Raw genomic sequence first — 15283 nt, forward strand, 5'->3', positions numbered from 1 at the left:
TGCCCTCACGATTCAGTAATCGTAGCTTACCGAATCCACCACGACCACCGCTAAGGAGAGTTTTCCATGACTGAGCAGACGAGCTGGGCGACCCCACCGGAAGACTTCCCGGCCGCCATCCGCGCCGTCAAGACCAAGCTTCGCGAGCAGATCGGCGACGTCGCCGGCCTCTTCCGCCGCATCGAAGCGGCGATCGAACCGCGAGTGGTCGAGATCGAGCGCGCGAGGGAGAACGGCGAGGAGGTCTGGCCGGTCGTCCACTACTCCGACATCGAGGCCGGCACCGTCCCGCAGGAGACGATCGACCTCATCCACCGCCGCGGCTGCGCCGTCGTCCGCGGCCAGGTGCCGTCCGAGCAGGCCGTCGAGTGGGATCGCTCGCTCGTCGAGTACGTCGACAGCAACGACTTCATGGCGAAGTACCGCGGCCCCGGCGACGACTTCTTCGGCAACCTCGACGCGTCGAAGCCCGAGATCTTCCCGATCTACTGGTCGACCGCGCAGATGGAGGCACGGCAGCACGAGCACACCGCGCAGGTGCAGAGCTTCCTGAACCGCATGTGGAAGAGCGAGTCCCGCGGCGTCACGTGGTTCGACCCCGACCAGGACTCGATGTACCCCGACCGCATCCGCCGCCGCCCGCCGGGGACCACCTCGGGCGGACTCGGCGCGCACACCGACTCCGGCTCGGTCGAGCGCTGGCTGACGCCCGCGTACCAGCAGGTGTTCGAGTCGATCTTCCAGGGCGACTTCGAGTCGTACGACCCGTGGGACGCCGCGTTCCGCACCGAGGTTGACGAGTACCCGTCCTCGACCATGTGCAGCGTCTTCCGCAGCTTCCAGGGCTGGCTCGCGATGTCCGAGATGCGCCACGACCAGGGTGTGCTCTGGGTCGTGCCGATCCCCGAGGCGATGGCCTACATCCTCGTCAGGGCGCTGCTCGACGACGTGCCCGACGACGAACTGGCCGGCGCCGAGCAGGGGAAGGCCCTCGCGATCAGCGAGCGCTGGCACCCTCTGCTCATGCGGGCACGCGCCGGCATCCCGACCGTGCAGCCCGGCGACTCGGTCTGGTGGCACTCCGACGTCATCCACGGCGTCGCCGCCGTCGAGAAGCAGGAGGGCTGGGGCAACGTGATCTACATCCCTGCCGCCCCGATGTGCGCCAAGAACGCCGCCTACGCGAAGGACGTCGCCGAGCGGTTCCGCCGAGGCGAGAGCCCCGCCGACTTCCCCAAGGAGGACTACGAGGTCGACTGGGAGAACCGGTTCCGCGAGGACCAGCTCAACCAGATCGGCGCCCGCGGCCTCGGCATCACGCGCAAGGCCCGCGTCGTGGAGCGCGCCGCCGCGCTGCCTCGACCCTGATCCCACCCGACCACACCCGACATCACCGCTCGATCACCGCTCAAGGAAGAGTCATGAACGACACACGTCTGTACCGCACGGCCGCCGCCGTGACCGCCACCGCCCTCGCCGCCGTCGCCCTCTCGGGCTGCGGCGCCAACACCACCGGCACCGGTGGGGGCGGAGGCGCCGACACCCTGGAGGTCACCTCGTGGTGGACCTCCGGCTCCGAGGCCGAGGCGCTGCAGGTGCTCTTCGACGCCGTCGAGGATGCCGACGGCGAACTGACCGTCGAGAACGCGGCCGTCTCGGGCGGGGGCGGGGCGAACGCCAAGCAGGCGCTCGCCGCGCGTCTGCAGGCGAACGATCCGCCGGACTCGTGGCAGCTGCACCCCGACGGCGAGCTGAAGAGCTACGTCGAGGGCGGCCAGGTCGCCGACATCAGCGCCCTCTGGGAGAAGCACGGGTGGGCCGACGACCTGCCGGCCGATGTCGCCGAGGCGCAGGCCGTGGACGGCAAGTACTACACCGTGCCGGTGGGCGTGCACCGCGGCAACGTGCTGTGGACGAACCCGGCCGTGCTCGAAGAGGCGGGCGTGACGCTCGACGACACGACCACGATCGACGGCTTCCTCGACGACATGCAGAAGATCGCGGACTCGGGCACGACCGCGATCTGCCTGGGCGACAAGGACGTGTTCGCCTCCGCGCAGCTGCTGGAGTCGTTCATCATGGCGCGCACCGGCGGCGACGGCTGGAAGGAGCTGTTCACGAACGACGCGCCCTTCGACTCCGACGAGGTGCGGCAGGCGGTCGAGGACTACAAGACCGCCCTCTCGCTCGCGAACGACGACCACTCGGCCCTCACCTGGGACGAGGCCGCGAAGAAGGTCGCCGCGGGCGACTGCGCGGTGAACCTCATGGGCGACTGGGCGTACGGCGAGCTCGTGAACGGCGGGTTCGAGCCGGGCAGCGACTTCGGGTGGGCGTCGTTCCCCGAGTCGGCGGACATCTTCGACTACGTGGGCGACGGCTTCTCGATCCCCGCGTCGAACGTCCCGAACGCCGAGGCCGCCGACCTGTGGCTCGAGACGCTCATGGACCCGGAGGTGCAGACCGCGTTCGCCGCCAAGAAGGGCACGATCCCGGCGCTCACCACGGCCGACACGTCGAGTCTCTCGGAGTACCAGCAGGCCACAGCCGAGACCTTCGCCTCGGCATCCGTCGTGTCGAGCCTCGCCCACGGGCAGGTCACGACCGCCGAGTTCTCGCGGATCTTCGCGGATGCCGTCTCGGCCTTCAACGGCGACCAGAACGTCGACGCCTTCCTGGCGACGATGGTCGCGGCACAGGGCGGCCTCTAGGCCGATGGTCGACCTGCGCTCCGCCGCCGACACGGCCCGCTCCGGCGGCCGTGTCGGCGGTGCCGGACCCGTCGTGTCCGCACCGTCCTCTCCGCCGTCGTCGCCCGCGCGCCGCGCTCGGCGTCGCCGCCTCGGCGCCGGAACCCAGCGCAGGGCGGCCCTCGCCTTCGCGCCGACCATGCTCGTCAGCCTCGTCTTCGTCTACGTCTTCATCGGCACGACGGTCTACATCTCGCTGTCGAACTGGCGCATCGGCACCTCGCGCGACCTCACGCTGCGTGAGCCCCTCGGCAGCACCTACGCCGAGCTCGTGCTGGAGCAGCGGTTCCAGGCCGGCATCCGCAATCTCGTCGTCTTCACGGTCTGCTTCCTGCTGCTCTCGGTGCTCGGCGGCCTCATCTGGGCGCTGCTCATCCACCACGTGGTCGCCGCTCGCGGACTGTTCCGCACCGTGTTCCTGCTGCCGTACGCCCTGTCGTTCATCGTCACAGGCGTCGCGTGGCGGTGGATCTTCGCGCCGGAGACCGGCGTCAACCAGATCCTCGAGTTCTTCGGCGTGCAGGATCCACCCGGGTGGATGACCGACACCACCATCCTCGGCGCGCTCAACCAGCCGACCGGCGAGGACTGGCTCAAGGTGCAGCTGGGCGTCCCCGTCGCGATGCTCCCCATCATCTTCGCCGCGGGCTGGCAGCTGCTCGGCTTCGCGATGGCGATGTACCTCGCCGGTCTCGCCGCGATCCCCGAGGAGCAGCTGGAGGCGGCATCCGTCGACGGCGCGAGCGCCTGGCAGCGCATCCGGCACATCACGCTGCCCCAGCTCTGGCCCGCGACCGTCACGTGCTTCGTGCTGCTGCTGCACGTCGCGCTGAAGATCTTCGACCTCGTCGTCTCGATGTCGGGGTCGGGTCCCGGGTTCGTGACCGATGTGCCGGGCATCTACATCTACAACTACCTCGCGAGCCGCTACGACAAGGCCTCGGCCATGTCGATCGTGCTGCTCGTGCTCACGCTCTGCGTGATCGTGCCCTACCTGATCCGGGGCTACCGCAAGGAACGGAGGTCGTGACATGGCCGTCATGACGACCGACGAGACGGCCACCCGGCTCGTCACCCTGCCCGCGCGCACGCGCCGCCGCGCCGTCGCCGACGACGGCCGGCAGCGCAGCCGTCTGCCCCGCACCGTGGGGGAGTGGGTGGTGTTCGCCCTGTGCGTCGCCGGCCTGCTGACGATGCTCGTGCCCGTGTACGTCATCATCGCGACCGCGCTGGCCGGGTCGACGGGCGCACCGTCCTTCTTCCTCGCCTTCCCCGACCAGCCGAGCTTCGAGGCCTTCGCCGGCGCCTGGGAGAAGCTGCACGGATCGCTGCTGAACTCGCTGCAGATCACGATCCCCGCCGCCGTGCTGTCGTGCCTCATCGGATCGTTCAACGGGTTCATCCTGTCGAAGTTCCCGTTCCGCTACTCGGGGGCGCTGTTCACGATCCTGCTGGTGGGCATGTTCATCCCCTTCCAGTCGGTCATCATCCCGCTGTTCCAGTTCCTCAGCGCCGTGCAGCTGCAGGGCACGATCGTCGGCCTCATCGTCGTGCACGTGATCTACGGGCTGCCGATCACGACGCTGATCTTCCGCAACTACTACGAGGGCATCCCGAGCGCGCTCGTCGAGGCGGCCGCGGTCGACGGCGCGGGCATCTGGCGCACCTACACGAGGGTGTTCCTGCCGCTGTCGGTGCCGGGATTCGTCGTCGCGGGAATCTTCCAGGTGACGAACATCTGGAACGACTTCCTGTTCGCCTTCATCCTGTCGTCGCCGTCGGTGTGGCCGGCGACCGTCACTCTGAACAACATGATCGGCACGACGACCGTCGATTACTCGGAGCTGATGGCCGGTGCCGTGCTCGTCGCGGCGCCGACCGTGCTGCTCTACCTCGTGCTCGGGCGGTACTTCGTTCGAGGACTGACCGCCGGCTCCGTGAAGTAGCCGGCGGCCGGTCCTCGGCCGGTCAGCCGCCCGACGGGTTCTCGACGGGCTTGCCCTCGTCGTCGGTCGTCTGCTCGTCGAGCGTCTCGCGGACGTCGTCGGAGTCGTCAGGTCCGTCGGTCTCGCCGGTGTACCTCTTGTCGCCGGAGTCGTCCGGCGCGCCGCCCGACGCCGTGTCGGCCTCCTCGCCGGAACCGGGAGTGCCCTGCGTGTTCGACGGGTCGCTCATATCGTCCTCCTCTGCTCGTGTTCGGTCGTGTGCGACGACCCTAGGTCGGCCCCTCCCGCACCGGTCAGGGGGTTGACCGGCGTGGCCATCGGGTTCATGCTCTGCGCCAGCGTTGACTGGATGCTGCAGATGTGCGCCGACGCGGTCTCCTCGGCGGCGCCCGACGCTTCCCCCGAGCCGTGACCGATGAAAGGCACCCTGTGACCGTCACCCGACGACCCCTGCACGACGGATGGACTGCGATCGCCGCGAGGGGGACCGTTCCGCCGGCTGTCGCCGACGCCGGTGCGATCCCGGCGCAGGTGCCGGGCAGCATCCACACCGACCTGCTCGCGGCCGGTGTCATCCCCGACCCGTACCTCGACGAGAACGAGAAGACTCTGTCGTGGATCGGCCTCGCCGACTGGACCTACCGCACCACGATCGACGGGGTGGACCCGGATGCCGACGAGCGGCACGACCTCGTGTTCGACGGCATCGACACGGTCGCGTCGATCCGCCTGAACGGCGTCGAGATCGCGAGCGTGCAGAACATGCACCGCCCGCACCGCATCGACGTCACGTCGGCGCTGCGCGCGGGGGAGAACGAGCTGGAGGTGGCGTTCCGGTCGCCGATCCGCGCGGCGGATGCCGCCAGCCTCGCGCTCGGCGCCCGCCCGCACGCCAACCACCACCCGTACAACTCGCTGCGCAAGATGGCGTGCAGCTTCGGGTGGGACTGGGGCATCGACACCACGACCTCCGGCATCTGGCGCCCCGTCGCCATCGAGAGCTGGTCGGGTGCACGGCTCGGGGACGCACTGATCGCGGGCGACGTGGCGGAGGGCGTGCCGCGGGTGCGGGCCACGGCATCCGTCGTCGGGGCCCCCGATGGTCTGCGTGCGCGGCTCGTCGTCGCGGGGGCGGAGTTCGAGGCCGAGGTGCGCGACGGCGCGGTGCTGGTCGAGGGCGACGTGCCGTCGGCCGAGCTCTGGTGGCCGCGCGGCCACGGCGCGCAGCCGCTGTACGACGCGCGGCTCGAGCTGCTGCGCGACGGTGAGGCGATCGACGAGCACGAGCGGCGGGTCGGGTTCCGCTCGGTCGAGGCGCGATTGGACGAGGACGAGCAGGGCGTCGGCTTCGCCATCGTCGTGAACGACCGGGTCATCGAGATCCGCGGGGCGAACTGGATCCCTGACGACGCGTTCCCGCACCGCGTCGACCGGGCACGGTACGCCGAGCGGCTCGCGCAGGCGGAGTTCGCGGGCCTCAACCTCATCCGCGTCTGGGGCGGCGGCATCTACGAATCCGACGACTTCTACGCCGAGTGCGACGAGCGCGGCCTGCTGACCTGGCAGGACTTCCTGTTCGCGTGCGCGGCGTACTCGGAGGACGAGCCGCTGTGGACCGAGGTCGACCTCGAGGCGCGAGCGGCAGTCGTCCGCCTCGCCTCTCATCCGTCGCTCGTCATCCTCAACGGCAACAACGAGAACATCTGGGGCCGACAGGAGTGGCGCTGGGAGGGACGTCTCGACGGTCGCACCTGGGGCGCCGGGTACTACTACGAGCTGCTGCCGGCTATCGTCGGCGAGCTCGCCCCGCACGTGCCCTACACGCCCGGCAGCCCGTTCAGCCCCGACCGCGACGACCGGCAGAACGCCGCGGAGCGCGGCACCATGCACGTGTGGGACACCTGGAACCAGAAGGACTGGACGCACTACCGCGACCACCGTCCGCGATTCGTCGCGGAGTTCGGGTGGCAGGGGCCGCCCACGTGGAGCACCCTCACCAGGGCTGTCGGCGACGACCCGCTCACCCCCGAGTCGCCCGGCATGATCGTTCACCAGAAGGCGATCACGGGCAACGACAAGCTCACCGACGGCCTCGTGCCGCACCTGCCGCTGCCCAACGACATGGACGACTGGCACTGGGCGATGTCGCTCAACCAGGCGGTGGCCGTGCGCACCGCGATCGAGTGGTGGCGCTCGCTCGCCCCGTACAACACGGGTACCGTCACCTGGCAGCTCAACGACTGCTGGCCCGTGACCTCGTGGGCCGCCGTCGACGGAGACGGGCGCCGCAAGCCGCTGCTCTTCGCCCTGCGGGCGGCGAACGCTCCGCGCCTGGCCACGATCCAGCCCGGCGCCGAGGGGCTGACCCTCACCGCGACGAACGACACCGACGAGGACTGGCGCGCCGAGTTCGCGATCACCCGCCGGTCGTTCGAGGGTGCGCCGCTCGCCGAGCAGACGTGGTCGGTCGTCGTGCCGGCGCGCGGCATCGAGCGGGTCGCCCTCGCCGCCGACGTCGCTGCAGCGCAGGACGCCGCCGGTGAGATGATCCGCGCGACCGCGGCCCGCGGGAGCGCCGACGCCGACGCGACCGCCGACTGGTTCTTCGCGGAGCCGCGCGACTCGTCGCTGCCCGCCGCGTCGACCGAGGTCGCAGCGCAGCGGACGGATGACGGCTGGGCCGTCGACGTCACGGCGGGGACGCTCGTGCGCGATCTCACGCTGCTCGTCGACCGCATCGATCCTGCGGCCGAGGCGGACGAGGCGCTCGTCACGCTGCTGCCGGGCGAGACCGCCCGGTTCACCGTGCGGGGAGCGACGGATGCCGACGCCGCGGCGTTCTCGGACCGGCTGGTGCTGAGGTCGACGAACGACCTGATCCGACGGGATTCCTGACCGTGGGGAGGGTCCGGTCGATGGCGGATGAGCGCTGTCGGCCGGACCCGGCCCGGCGGTAGAATGGGGTCATGCCTCCCCGTCCGATGCCCGCTGCGGTGCGCGCTCCGCGCCTGCTGGCATCGGCGACCCCGATGGCCGCCGGCGAGAAGGTCGTCATGCACCCGGGGACCAACGGATGGACCAGCGTCTGGGGCACGCTGTCGCATGGAGAGATCGCGGGCTGCCCGCCGCCACGCAGCTGACGCACCGCCGACCCCGGTGGGTGGTGCGCTCATGCCCGTGTCGCCCGTTCCCACCGTGAGGTAGGTCATCCATGTCCTCGTCGTCCATCTTCCGCGTCGCGCCCCATGAGCTGTGGCGTGGCGTGCGCTCCACCGTCCGCAGCGACGTCACCGCAGGAGTGCTGCTCCTGGCCGCGACCGTCGCCGCCCTGATCCTCGCCAACAGCCCCGCGTCGGGCTGGTACGCCGCGATCCGCGACTTCACGTTCGGCATCCCCGAGCTGCATCTGGAGCTGTCGGTCGGCGCGTGGGCGGCCGACGGTCTGCTCGCGATCTTCTTCTTCGTCGTCGGACTCGAACTGAAGGAGGAGTTCGTCGCGGGGCGCCTCCGCGATCCGCGGGCTGCCGCGCTCCCCATCGCCGCCGCCGCGGGCGGCGTCGTCGCTCCGGCGCTGATCTTCCTGCTCTTCACCGCCGGAGACGCGGACGCCGCATCCGGCTGGGCGATCCCGACCGCGACCGACATCGCCTTCGCGGTGGCCGTGATCGCAGTGGTCGGGCGCTTCCTTCCGCCCGCGCTCCGGGTGTTCCTGCTCACTCTCGCGATCGTCGACGACCTCATCGCGATCACGATCATCGCCACCGTCTACACCGACACGATCAGCCTGCCGTGGCTCGCACTCGCACTGCTGCCGCTCGCCGGATTCGCCGTCGCCGCGCAGCGGGGCGTGCGCGCGTGGTGGATCCTGCTGCCGCTCGCCCTCGCCACCTGGGCGCTCATCCACGCCTCGGGCGTGCACGCCACCGTGGCCGGTGTGCTGCTCGGGTTCACGGTGCCGGTGCTGCCCACCCGTCGCGCGCGCGTGCGCATCGACCGCGGCGAGCCCGAGCCGGTCTGGGAGGGGCTGGCCCCGCACTGGGCGGACCGGTGGGGCGTCGTCGCCACGGTGTTCGCGGTCCCGGTCTTCGCGTTCTTCTCCGCCGGTGTCGCGATCGGTGGGGCGGAGGGGCTGCGCTCGGCGTTCAGCGATCCGCTGACCCTCGGGATCGTCGTGGGTCTCGTGGCGGGCAAGCCCCTCGGCATCCTCGTGACGACCTTCGTGCTGACGCGCCTTCCCGGGTTGCGGCTCGATCCGTCCCTGCGCTGGTTCGACCTCACCGGCATGTCGTTCGTCGCCGGCATCGGCTTCACGGTGTCGCTGCTCGTGGGCGAGCTGGCATACGGCAGCGCGTCGGTCGCCGACGAGCACGTGAAGATCGGCGTGCTCACGGGCTCGCTCGTCGCGGCCGTGCTCGGCGGAGCGCTGCTCGCGATCAGCGACCGGCGGGCTCGGCGATCGTGAGCGCGCCGTTGTCGATCGCGGTGAACGACAGCACCTTGTAGCCCTCCGACGCGAAGTACACCGTCGCTCGATCGGCCTCCACACCCGTCACGGTGCCCGTGCCCCAGTCCCGGTGACGGACGCTCTGGTCGACGGCGACAGGGGCGTCGGCGATCGCGACCCCGTCATCGTCCGCGGCCGAGGCGTCGCGCTGCTCGCAGCGGTCGCAGTTGTCGCACCAGGCGGGGCCGTCGATCCCGAAGTACTCGAGCAGCACCCGGCGACGGCACTGCGTCGTCTCGGCGTACGCGCGCATCATCGCGAGACGGGAGTCGGCGATCCGCTCGCGTGACTCCAGCGTCTCCCGCACGGCCTTCGCCGCCTGCGCCGCCGTGACCGGGCGGACCAGGCGCACCCCGTCGGTGGTGTCGACGAGGCCCGCGTCGACCAGGTCGTTCACGAGACGGGTGACCGTGCGCGTGGGCCTGCCGACGGCATCCGCCAGCGCGCGCAGGTGTGCGCCGGGCGTCGCGACGATCGCGGAGCGCACCGCGCGGATGTCGGCCGTGCGCACCGACCGCCTCGTGAAGAAGCGCCGCAGCCCGAGGTCTTCCGGCCGGTAGTGCAGGGCGGTGGTCGCCGGCTCTCCGTCGCGACCGGCGCGTCCGACCTCCTGGTAGTACGCGTCCAACGATTCCGTGACCGTGGCGTGCAGCACGAAGCGCACGTCTGCCCTGTCGATGCCCATCCCGAACGCGGAGGTCGCGACGACGACGTCGAGGGTGCCGTCGCGCCAGCGATCCTGCACATCGCGCCGCTCCGCGGCCTGGAGTCCCGCGTGGTAAGCGGCGACGCGGCGGTCGTCGGAGGCGATCTCGTCGGCGTAGCTCTCGGCCTCCTTCCGGGTCGCGACGTACACGATGCCCGGCGCGGTCCACGTGCGAGCCTCCTGCACGACCGCGGCCTTCTTCTCGGCGTCGCTCTCGTGCCGGTGCACGACGAGACGGATCTCCGGACGGTCGACGCCGTGCACCTGCACGTCGACGTCGGTCATCGACAGCTTCTCGATGATCTCGGCGCGGACCGGTTCGGAGGCCGTCGCGGTCATCGCGAGCACGGGCGGGTCGCCGAGTTCGCGGCGCACATCGCCGAGCCGTGCGTAGTCGGGGCGGAAGTCGTGCCCCCACGACGACACGCAGTGCGCCTCGTCGACGACGAACAGCGAGACGCCCGCCGCAGCCAGGCGTGCCACCGTCTCCTCCTTCGCCAGCTGCTCGGGGGCGAGCAGCACGTACACCGGGCCGCCCTGATCGATGAGCTCCCAGGCGCGAGCGGTGTCGGCGGCGGAGGTCGAGCCGTTGAGCGCGACGGCCGGCGGGGCGGCCGGCGCCTCGCGGATCGAGGCGAGCTGGTCGGCCTGCAGCGCCACGAGCGGCGAGATGACGAGCACGACACCGCCGCGCTGCGCGCCGGCGACCTGGTACACCGCCGACTTGCCGCCGCCGGTGGCCAGCACGAGCAGCGTGTCGCGCCCCGCGGCCGCCGAGGTGATGGCCTCGCGCTGCCCGGGCAGCAGCTCGTGCCACCCGAATCCGTCGCGGGCGATGTCGTCGACGGAAGCGGGGGACGTGCGAGAAGAGCTCATGTCAGCGACGGTATCCCCGCGATCCGGAAGGTGCGCGAGGGTTGACATCTAGAACGCGTACCGGATGCGGCACGAGGGCAGGTGGCGCGCGACGAGCCGGGTGAAGGTCTCGACGTGCGCGCGTTTGAGGTCGGCGCGGTATCGCACGTTGACGGCGCCGTTCTGCGACACCTTGGCCTCCTGGGTCGCCGGCGTCCACAGCAGGTCCTCGGCCTTCGGATGCCAGCCGAGGTTGACCTCGTGCAGTCGTTCGTTGTGGGTGAGGAAGATGACCTCGGCCGCCAGCTGCCGTTTCGCCGCGGGCGACAGCACGTCGTCGAGGTGCACGAGCAGCTCGGTCCACTCCTCGACCCAGGTGGGCGTGACGATGATCGGCGAGAAGTTGAGGTGCACCTCGTAGCCGGCCTCGACGAAGTCGTCGATCGCGGTGATGCGCTCGGCGATCGGCGACGTGCGGATGTCGGTGACCTTCGCGACGGATGCCGGCATGAGCGAGAAGCGGATGCGGGTGCGGCCGAGCGGATCCCAGTCGAGCATGTCGCGGTTGACGAACTTGGTCGCGAACGACGCCTTCGCGGTGGGGAGCATGCGGAACAGGTCGCAGACGTCGCGCACGTTCTCGCTGATCATCGCGTCGACCGAGCAGTCGCTGTTCTCGCCGATGTCGTACACCCACGCCTCGGGGTCGCACTGGTTCGGCTCGGTCTTCGGCCCCTGCTTGCTGACGTGCCGGGCGAGGTGCGCCGTGATGCGGTCGATGTTGGTGAACACCGTGACCGGGTTGCTGTAGCCCTTGCGGCGCGGCACGTAGCAGTAGGCGCAGGCCATGGCGCAGCCGTTCGCGAGCGACGGGGCGATGAAGTCGGCCGAGCGGCCGTTGACCCGTGTCGCGACGCTCTTCTTCTCGCCGAGCACGAGCGCCTCGGTCTTGATGCGCACCCAGCGCGCCACGTTGCGCTCGTCACCGTGCACCTCGGGGATCTGCCAGTGCGACGCGACCGGCACGATCGCCGCGTCGGGCCACCGGGCGATGATCTCCTGCCCGCGGGGCGAGCGCGCGGCATCCGGCTCCGCATAGATCCGCCTGACGTCGAGCAGGGGAGAGGGCGCACGCATGCCTCCTGTCTACTCCCGGGCACCGACATCGCGGGTCCGTCCGCGCGGCATCCGTGCCGCGGACTGGCAGGGTGGAGGGGTGACGAGCGGATCGGACAGGCCAGAGGTGATCGTCGAGCACGTGACCTCGCCGTCGGCGACCACGCGCGTCACCCGGGTGACGACGACCGCGGCGGCGGGTCGGGAGCCCTTCGTGCTGGTCGCGGGCATCGGCGTCGCGGCGAGCTACTTCGAGTTCCTCGCACCGACGCTCGCGCAGCGGGGCGACGTGTACGCCCTCGACCTCGCCGGATTCGCCGGCGTCGCGAAACCCCGCGAACGCACGCCGTCGATCTCCTTCTTCGCCGACCAGGTCGAGGCGGTCCTCGACCACTACGGACTGTCGACGCCGGTTCTCATCGGCCACTCGATGGGGTCGCAGATCGTCACCGAGGTGCTGACGCGCAGGCCCGACCTGCGTCACGCCGTGCTCGTGAGCCCCGTCGTCGACGAGCACGAGGCCACCGTCTTCCGCCAGGCGGTGCGATTCCTGCAGTCGTCGCTGCGCGAGTCGCTGCACCTGGCCATGATCGCCGTCTCGGCGTACATCCTCTGCGGCCCCGTGTACTTCCTCCGGGTGCTGCCGCACATGCTCCGCTACCGGATCACGGATGCCGTCGGCGGACTCTCGACGCGGATGCTGTTCATCCGCGGTGAGCACGATGCGACCTCGTCGCGGCGCTTCCACTCGCGACTGATCGCCGCCTGCCCGTCGGCGTCCCGCTGGGAGATCGAGGGGGCGGCGCACTCGATCATCAACGCGCACGCCGTGGGGGTCGCGAAGCTCACGATGCGGCATCTGGACGACGACCTGCCTGCGCGGGGCCGGATGTCGGACGAGGAGGCGCTGACGCCCCCGCCCGTCCGTACCGATCTCGCGATGATCGTCGGCGCCGTCGCGGCTCGGGTGCGCGAGTGGGTGAGCGCGCTGCGCGGCGACGAGGCGGGCGTCGCCGATGCCAAGGAGGACCACGCGCAGATCCTCTGGCGCGCGTACCGGTCGGGCGCGCGGCACGCCAGGGACTGACTCAGGCGGGCTCGGGGGTCCTGGTGGCGGCGGTCTCGGGCCGGGCCCGCTGGGAGTGGTCGTGGAGTCCGGAGAGCCCGGCGCGGGTGTGCGACCGTACCGCTGCGAGCGTCTGCGCCGTGCGGGCGGCGATCTGGAACTGCGTCAGCCCGGCGTAGTACGCGAGCGCGATGCACTGCGACTGCTCGGGCGGGAGGCTGCGCATCGCCTCGCTGAGCCGGTCGGCGTAGGACTCCTCGTCGGCGGCTCCGCCCTCTGCCTCTGCCTCCGCCTCGACCGACCGCAGATGGGCGACGGCGTACCGATGCGCGATGCCGCACAGCCACACCGCGATGGTGTCGCGGGAGGCGTCGAAATCGGCGGCGTGCTGCCAGGCGTGCAGGTAGGTCTCCTGCAGCACCTCCTCGGCCGCGGTCCGGTCGCGGACGACGCCGAGGATCAGGCCGAACACCTGCGCGGAGGTGAGGTCGTACACCTGCGCGAGGGCGGCCTGTCCGCCTGCGGCTGCCTCGGCCATCAGCCGGCGCTCCGCACCCCGCGCAGCATCCTCACCGGAGGAGGAGAGCGGGGTGGGAGCGTCCATGACCTGATCGTCGCACGCGGCAGGAAGTGGCGCGCGTGCTTGAAACGGGCGGGGAAAGGTGGTAGCCGCCGCCCGACGTCACCGCCGCCAGTATCCGTTGGCCGCCGCCACCGTCTGGAAGTTGGTGGCGACGACCTGGTGGATGCCGGAGCGATCAGCGCGCGCGGCGGAGCGGGACGGTGGGGAAGTCGATCGGGACGTCTAGGGCGATGTTCACGTAGTTCGTGAAGAGGTTGAGCGCGACCTGGCCGATGGTCTCGACGATCTGCTCGTCGGTCCAGCCCTGGTCGCGGACCGCCTGTACGTCGGCCGGAGACAGCTGGCCCCGGTCGTTCACGAGCGCGAGCGCGAACGCGAGGAGCGCAGCGGTCTTCGGATCGTCCGACTCGCCGTGCTGTGCGGCGGCGAGGGCGTCGCGCGTGAGTCCCGCCCTCTTCCCGAGCGCGGTGTGCGCGGCCAGGCAGTACTCGCACGAGTTGCGATCGGCGACCGCGACGGCGATCTGCTCGCCGAGGGCCGCACCGAGGGTCCCGCCGCCGAAAGCGCCGAAGGAGCCCCACATGCTCGCGAGTGCGGCGGGCGAGTTGGCCACCGCGCGGAACATCGCCGGCACGGTGCCGAAGGCGCCCGAGATCTCGTCGAGGTGCTCCCTGACGGTGCCGGTGGTGTCGTTGCGGTCGATGAGAGGGACGTTGGCCATGGTTCTACTCCTTGATCGGGCCACCCTCACGCGGGTGGCGATGACTCCATCCTTCCGATCGACCGTGGACGATACGCACCATTCCGTCTTGACTAATTGACAGATAGTCCAGATGATGAGCCCATGCCCTCCGTCGATCGCCTCTCGCCCCTGCTCGCGCGATTCCGGGTGCGCACCCGCCTCTTCCACAGCGGGCCGTTGTGCGGAGTCACCGCGTTCCCCGCCGAGGCCGGGCGCGGATTCCTGCACGTCCTGCGGGAGGGGGAGATGGAGATGGAGGTCAGGCGGCCAGACGGCTCCTCAGACCGGATCGCCGTGACCGAGCCGAGTCTGCTGTTCTTCCCCCGGCCGACCGAGCACGTCTTCGTCGGCGCGCCGACCGAGGAGTCGGACTTCGCGTGCGCCACCGTCGAGCTCGATGGCGGCGCACAGCATCCGCTCGTGCGCGCGCTGCCGTCGGTCGTCGTCCTGCCCCTCGCCGAGGTCGCGACGCTGCGACCGGCGCTCGACCTGCTCTTCGCGGAGGTCGACGATGCACGCTGCGGGCACCCGATCCTCATCGACCGGCTGTTCGAGGTCGTGCTCATCCAGCTGCTGCGGTGGATGCTCGACAACCCCCAGCGGCTCGCGCTGCCGCCCGGACTGCTCTCCGGGCTCTCCGACGAGCGGTTGGCACTCGCGCTGTCCGCCGTGCACGAGGCACCGGGCGAGCCGTGGACGCTGCACGCTCTCGCCCGCACCGCGGCCATGTCGAGGAGCGCTTTCGCCGCCCGCTTCAAAGACGTGGTGGGCACCACGCCCGCCGACTACCTCACGGAATGGCGACTCACGATCGCGCAGGAGCAGCTGCGCGCCGGCACGCCGGTCGGCACGATCGCGGCGGAGCTCGGCTACGCCAGCGCCTCGGCGTTCTCCCGCGCGTTCTCCCAGCGACTCGGATGCAGTCCGAGGGCGTGGCTCGCGCTCGCCGCCTGACGCGCCAGGGGAGACGCCCCCGGCATCCGCGCTAATAATGCGTATTATCACGTTGACCACC

At 70.8% G+C, this 15283-nt stretch carries 14 protein-coding genes; 9 read left to right on the plus strand and 5 right to left on the minus strand.

The window, feature by feature from the left end:
* Positions 1-66 precede the first annotated feature (66 nt).
* From MRBLWO14_RS10340 to MRBLWO14_RS10355, 4 genes are read left to right on the plus strand one after another with little or no spacing between them, the layout of a single operon-like run.
* Positions 67-1368, plus strand: coding sequence for a DUF1479 domain-containing protein (locus MRBLWO14_RS10340; RefSeq protein WP_341933070.1), 1302 nt, complete (start codon positions 67-69; stop codon positions 1366-1368).
* Positions 1369-1421: 53 nt separating this feature from the next.
* Positions 1422-2711, plus strand: a complete 1290-nt coding sequence (locus tag MRBLWO14_RS10345) for an ABC transporter substrate-binding protein (protein ID WP_341933071.1) — start codon at positions 1422-1424, stop codon at positions 2709-2711.
* A gap of 4 nt (positions 2712-2715) precedes the next feature.
* Positions 2716-3780 carry a sugar ABC transporter permease gene (locus MRBLWO14_RS10350; protein WP_341933072.1) on the plus strand — a complete coding sequence of 355 codons (1065 nt, stop codon included), beginning with the start codon at positions 2716-2718 and terminating at the stop codon, positions 3778-3780.
* Position 3781: 1 nt separating this feature from the next.
* Complete coding sequence (locus tag MRBLWO14_RS10355) at positions 3782-4696, plus strand: carbohydrate ABC transporter permease (protein ID WP_341933073.1); 915 nt, start codon at positions 3782-3784, stop codon at positions 4694-4696.
* A 22-nt stretch (positions 4697-4718) separates the two neighbouring features.
* On the opposite strand, the gene MRBLWO14_RS10360 is transcribed toward MRBLWO14_RS10355, so the two are convergent.
* On the minus strand, positions 4719-4925 hold the full coding sequence (locus MRBLWO14_RS10360; RefSeq protein ID WP_341933074.1) for a hypothetical protein: 207 nt from the start codon (positions 4923-4925) through the stop codon (positions 4719-4721).
* A gap of 200 nt (positions 4926-5125) precedes the next feature.
* On the opposite strand from MRBLWO14_RS10360, the gene MRBLWO14_RS10365 reads away from it, so the two are divergent.
* From MRBLWO14_RS10365 to nhaA, 3 genes are all read left to right on the plus strand, one after another.
* Positions 5126-7591, plus strand: a complete 2466-nt coding sequence (locus MRBLWO14_RS10365) for a glycoside hydrolase family 2 protein (RefSeq protein WP_341933075.1) — start codon at positions 5126-5128, stop codon at positions 7589-7591.
* A gap of 71 nt (positions 7592-7662) precedes the next feature.
* A complete protein-coding gene (locus MRBLWO14_RS10370; protein ID WP_341933076.1) occupies positions 7663-7836 on the plus strand; it encodes a hypothetical protein in 174 nt (57 codons plus the stop codon).
* 71 nt (positions 7837-7907) lie between these two features.
* On the plus strand, positions 7908-9158 hold the full coding sequence (nhaA, locus tag MRBLWO14_RS10375; protein ID WP_341933077.1) for a Na+/H+ antiporter NhaA: 1251 nt from the start codon (positions 7908-7910) through the stop codon (positions 9156-9158).
* On the opposite strand, the gene MRBLWO14_RS10380 is transcribed toward nhaA, so the two are convergent.
* Both MRBLWO14_RS10380 and MRBLWO14_RS10385 read right to left on the minus strand, forming a co-directional pair.
* A complete protein-coding gene (locus MRBLWO14_RS10380; RefSeq protein WP_341933078.1) occupies positions 9130-10782 on the minus strand; it encodes a RecQ family ATP-dependent DNA helicase in 1653 nt (550 codons plus the stop codon). The two genes, nhaA and MRBLWO14_RS10380, sit on opposite strands and share 29 nt — an antisense overlap.
* Before the next feature lie 48 nt (positions 10783-10830).
* On the minus strand, positions 10831-11898 hold the full coding sequence (locus MRBLWO14_RS10385) for a spore photoproduct lyase family protein (RefSeq protein ID WP_341933079.1): 1068 nt from the start codon (positions 11896-11898) through the stop codon (positions 10831-10833).
* A 79-nt stretch (positions 11899-11977) separates the two neighbouring features.
* Here MRBLWO14_RS10385 and MRBLWO14_RS10390 point away from each other — a divergent pair, with 79 nt between their 5' ends.
* Positions 11978-12964, plus strand: a complete 987-nt coding sequence (locus MRBLWO14_RS10390) for an alpha/beta fold hydrolase (protein ID WP_341933080.1) — start codon at positions 11978-11980, stop codon at positions 12962-12964.
* A gap of 1 nt (position 12965) precedes the next feature.
* Here the strand turns inward: MRBLWO14_RS10390 and MRBLWO14_RS10395 are convergent, their stop codons facing one another.
* Together MRBLWO14_RS10395 and MRBLWO14_RS10400 are read right to left on the minus strand one after the other, a co-directional pair.
* Positions 12966-13547 (minus strand): sigma-70 family RNA polymerase sigma factor, encoded by a 582-nt coding sequence (locus MRBLWO14_RS10395; RefSeq protein WP_341933081.1) that lies wholly within the window; start codon positions 13545-13547, stop codon positions 12966-12968.
* Positions 13548-13701: 154 nt separating this feature from the next.
* Entirely contained in the window at positions 13702-14247 is a 546-nt protein-coding gene (locus MRBLWO14_RS10400; protein WP_341933082.1) for a carboxymuconolactone decarboxylase family protein, read from the minus strand.
* A 123-nt stretch (positions 14248-14370) separates the two neighbouring features.
* Between MRBLWO14_RS10400 and MRBLWO14_RS10405 the strand changes: the two genes are divergently transcribed.
* Entirely contained in the window at positions 14371-15222 is an 852-nt protein-coding gene (locus MRBLWO14_RS10405) for an AraC family transcriptional regulator (RefSeq protein ID WP_341933083.1), read from the plus strand.
* The last annotated feature ends 61 nt before the right edge of the window (positions 15223-15283 follow it).

It is taken from the genome of Microbacterium sp. LWO14-1.2, assembly GCF_038397715.1.
Lineage (GTDB): Bacteria > Actinomycetota > Actinomycetes > Actinomycetales > Microbacteriaceae > Microbacterium.

Coding starts and splice junctions, on each gene's coding strand:
- MRBLWO14_RS10340 (WP_341933070.1), top strand. CDS start 67: ATGACTGAGCAGACGAGCTGGGCGACCCCACCGGAAGACTTCCCGGCC.
- MRBLWO14_RS10345 (WP_341933071.1), top strand. CDS start 1,422: ATGAACGACACACGTCTGTACCGCACGGCCGCCGCCGTGACCGCCACC.
- MRBLWO14_RS10350 (WP_341933072.1), top strand. CDS start 2,716: ATGGTCGACCTGCGCTCCGCCGCCGACACGGCCCGCTCCGGCGGCCGT.
- MRBLWO14_RS10355 (WP_341933073.1), top strand. CDS start 3,782: ATGGCCGTCATGACGACCGACGAGACGGCCACCCGGCTCGTCACCCTG.
- MRBLWO14_RS10360 (WP_341933074.1), bottom strand. CDS start 4,925: ATGAGCGACCCGTCGAACACGCAGGGCACTCCCGGTTCCGGCGAGGAG.
- MRBLWO14_RS10370 (WP_341933076.1), top strand. CDS start 7,663: ATGCCTCCCCGTCCGATGCCCGCTGCGGTGCGCGCTCCGCGCCTGCTG.
- nhaA (WP_341933077.1), top strand. CDS start 7,908: ATGTCCTCGTCGTCCATCTTCCGCGTCGCGCCCCATGAGCTGTGGCGT.
- MRBLWO14_RS10380 (WP_341933078.1), bottom strand. CDS start 10,782: ATGAGCTCTTCTCGCACGTCCCCCGCTTCCGTCGACGACATCGCCCGC.
- MRBLWO14_RS10385 (WP_341933079.1), bottom strand. CDS start 11,898: ATGCGTGCGCCCTCTCCCCTGCTCGACGTCAGGCGGATCTATGCGGAG.
- MRBLWO14_RS10395 (WP_341933081.1), bottom strand. CDS start 13,547: ATGGACGCTCCCACCCCGCTCTCCTCCTCCGGTGAGGATGCTGCGCGG.
- MRBLWO14_RS10400 (WP_341933082.1), bottom strand. CDS start 14,247: ATGGCCAACGTCCCTCTCATCGACCGCAACGACACCACCGGCACCGTC.
- MRBLWO14_RS10405 (WP_341933083.1), top strand. CDS start 14,371: ATGCCCTCCGTCGATCGCCTCTCGCCCCTGCTCGCGCGATTCCGGGTG.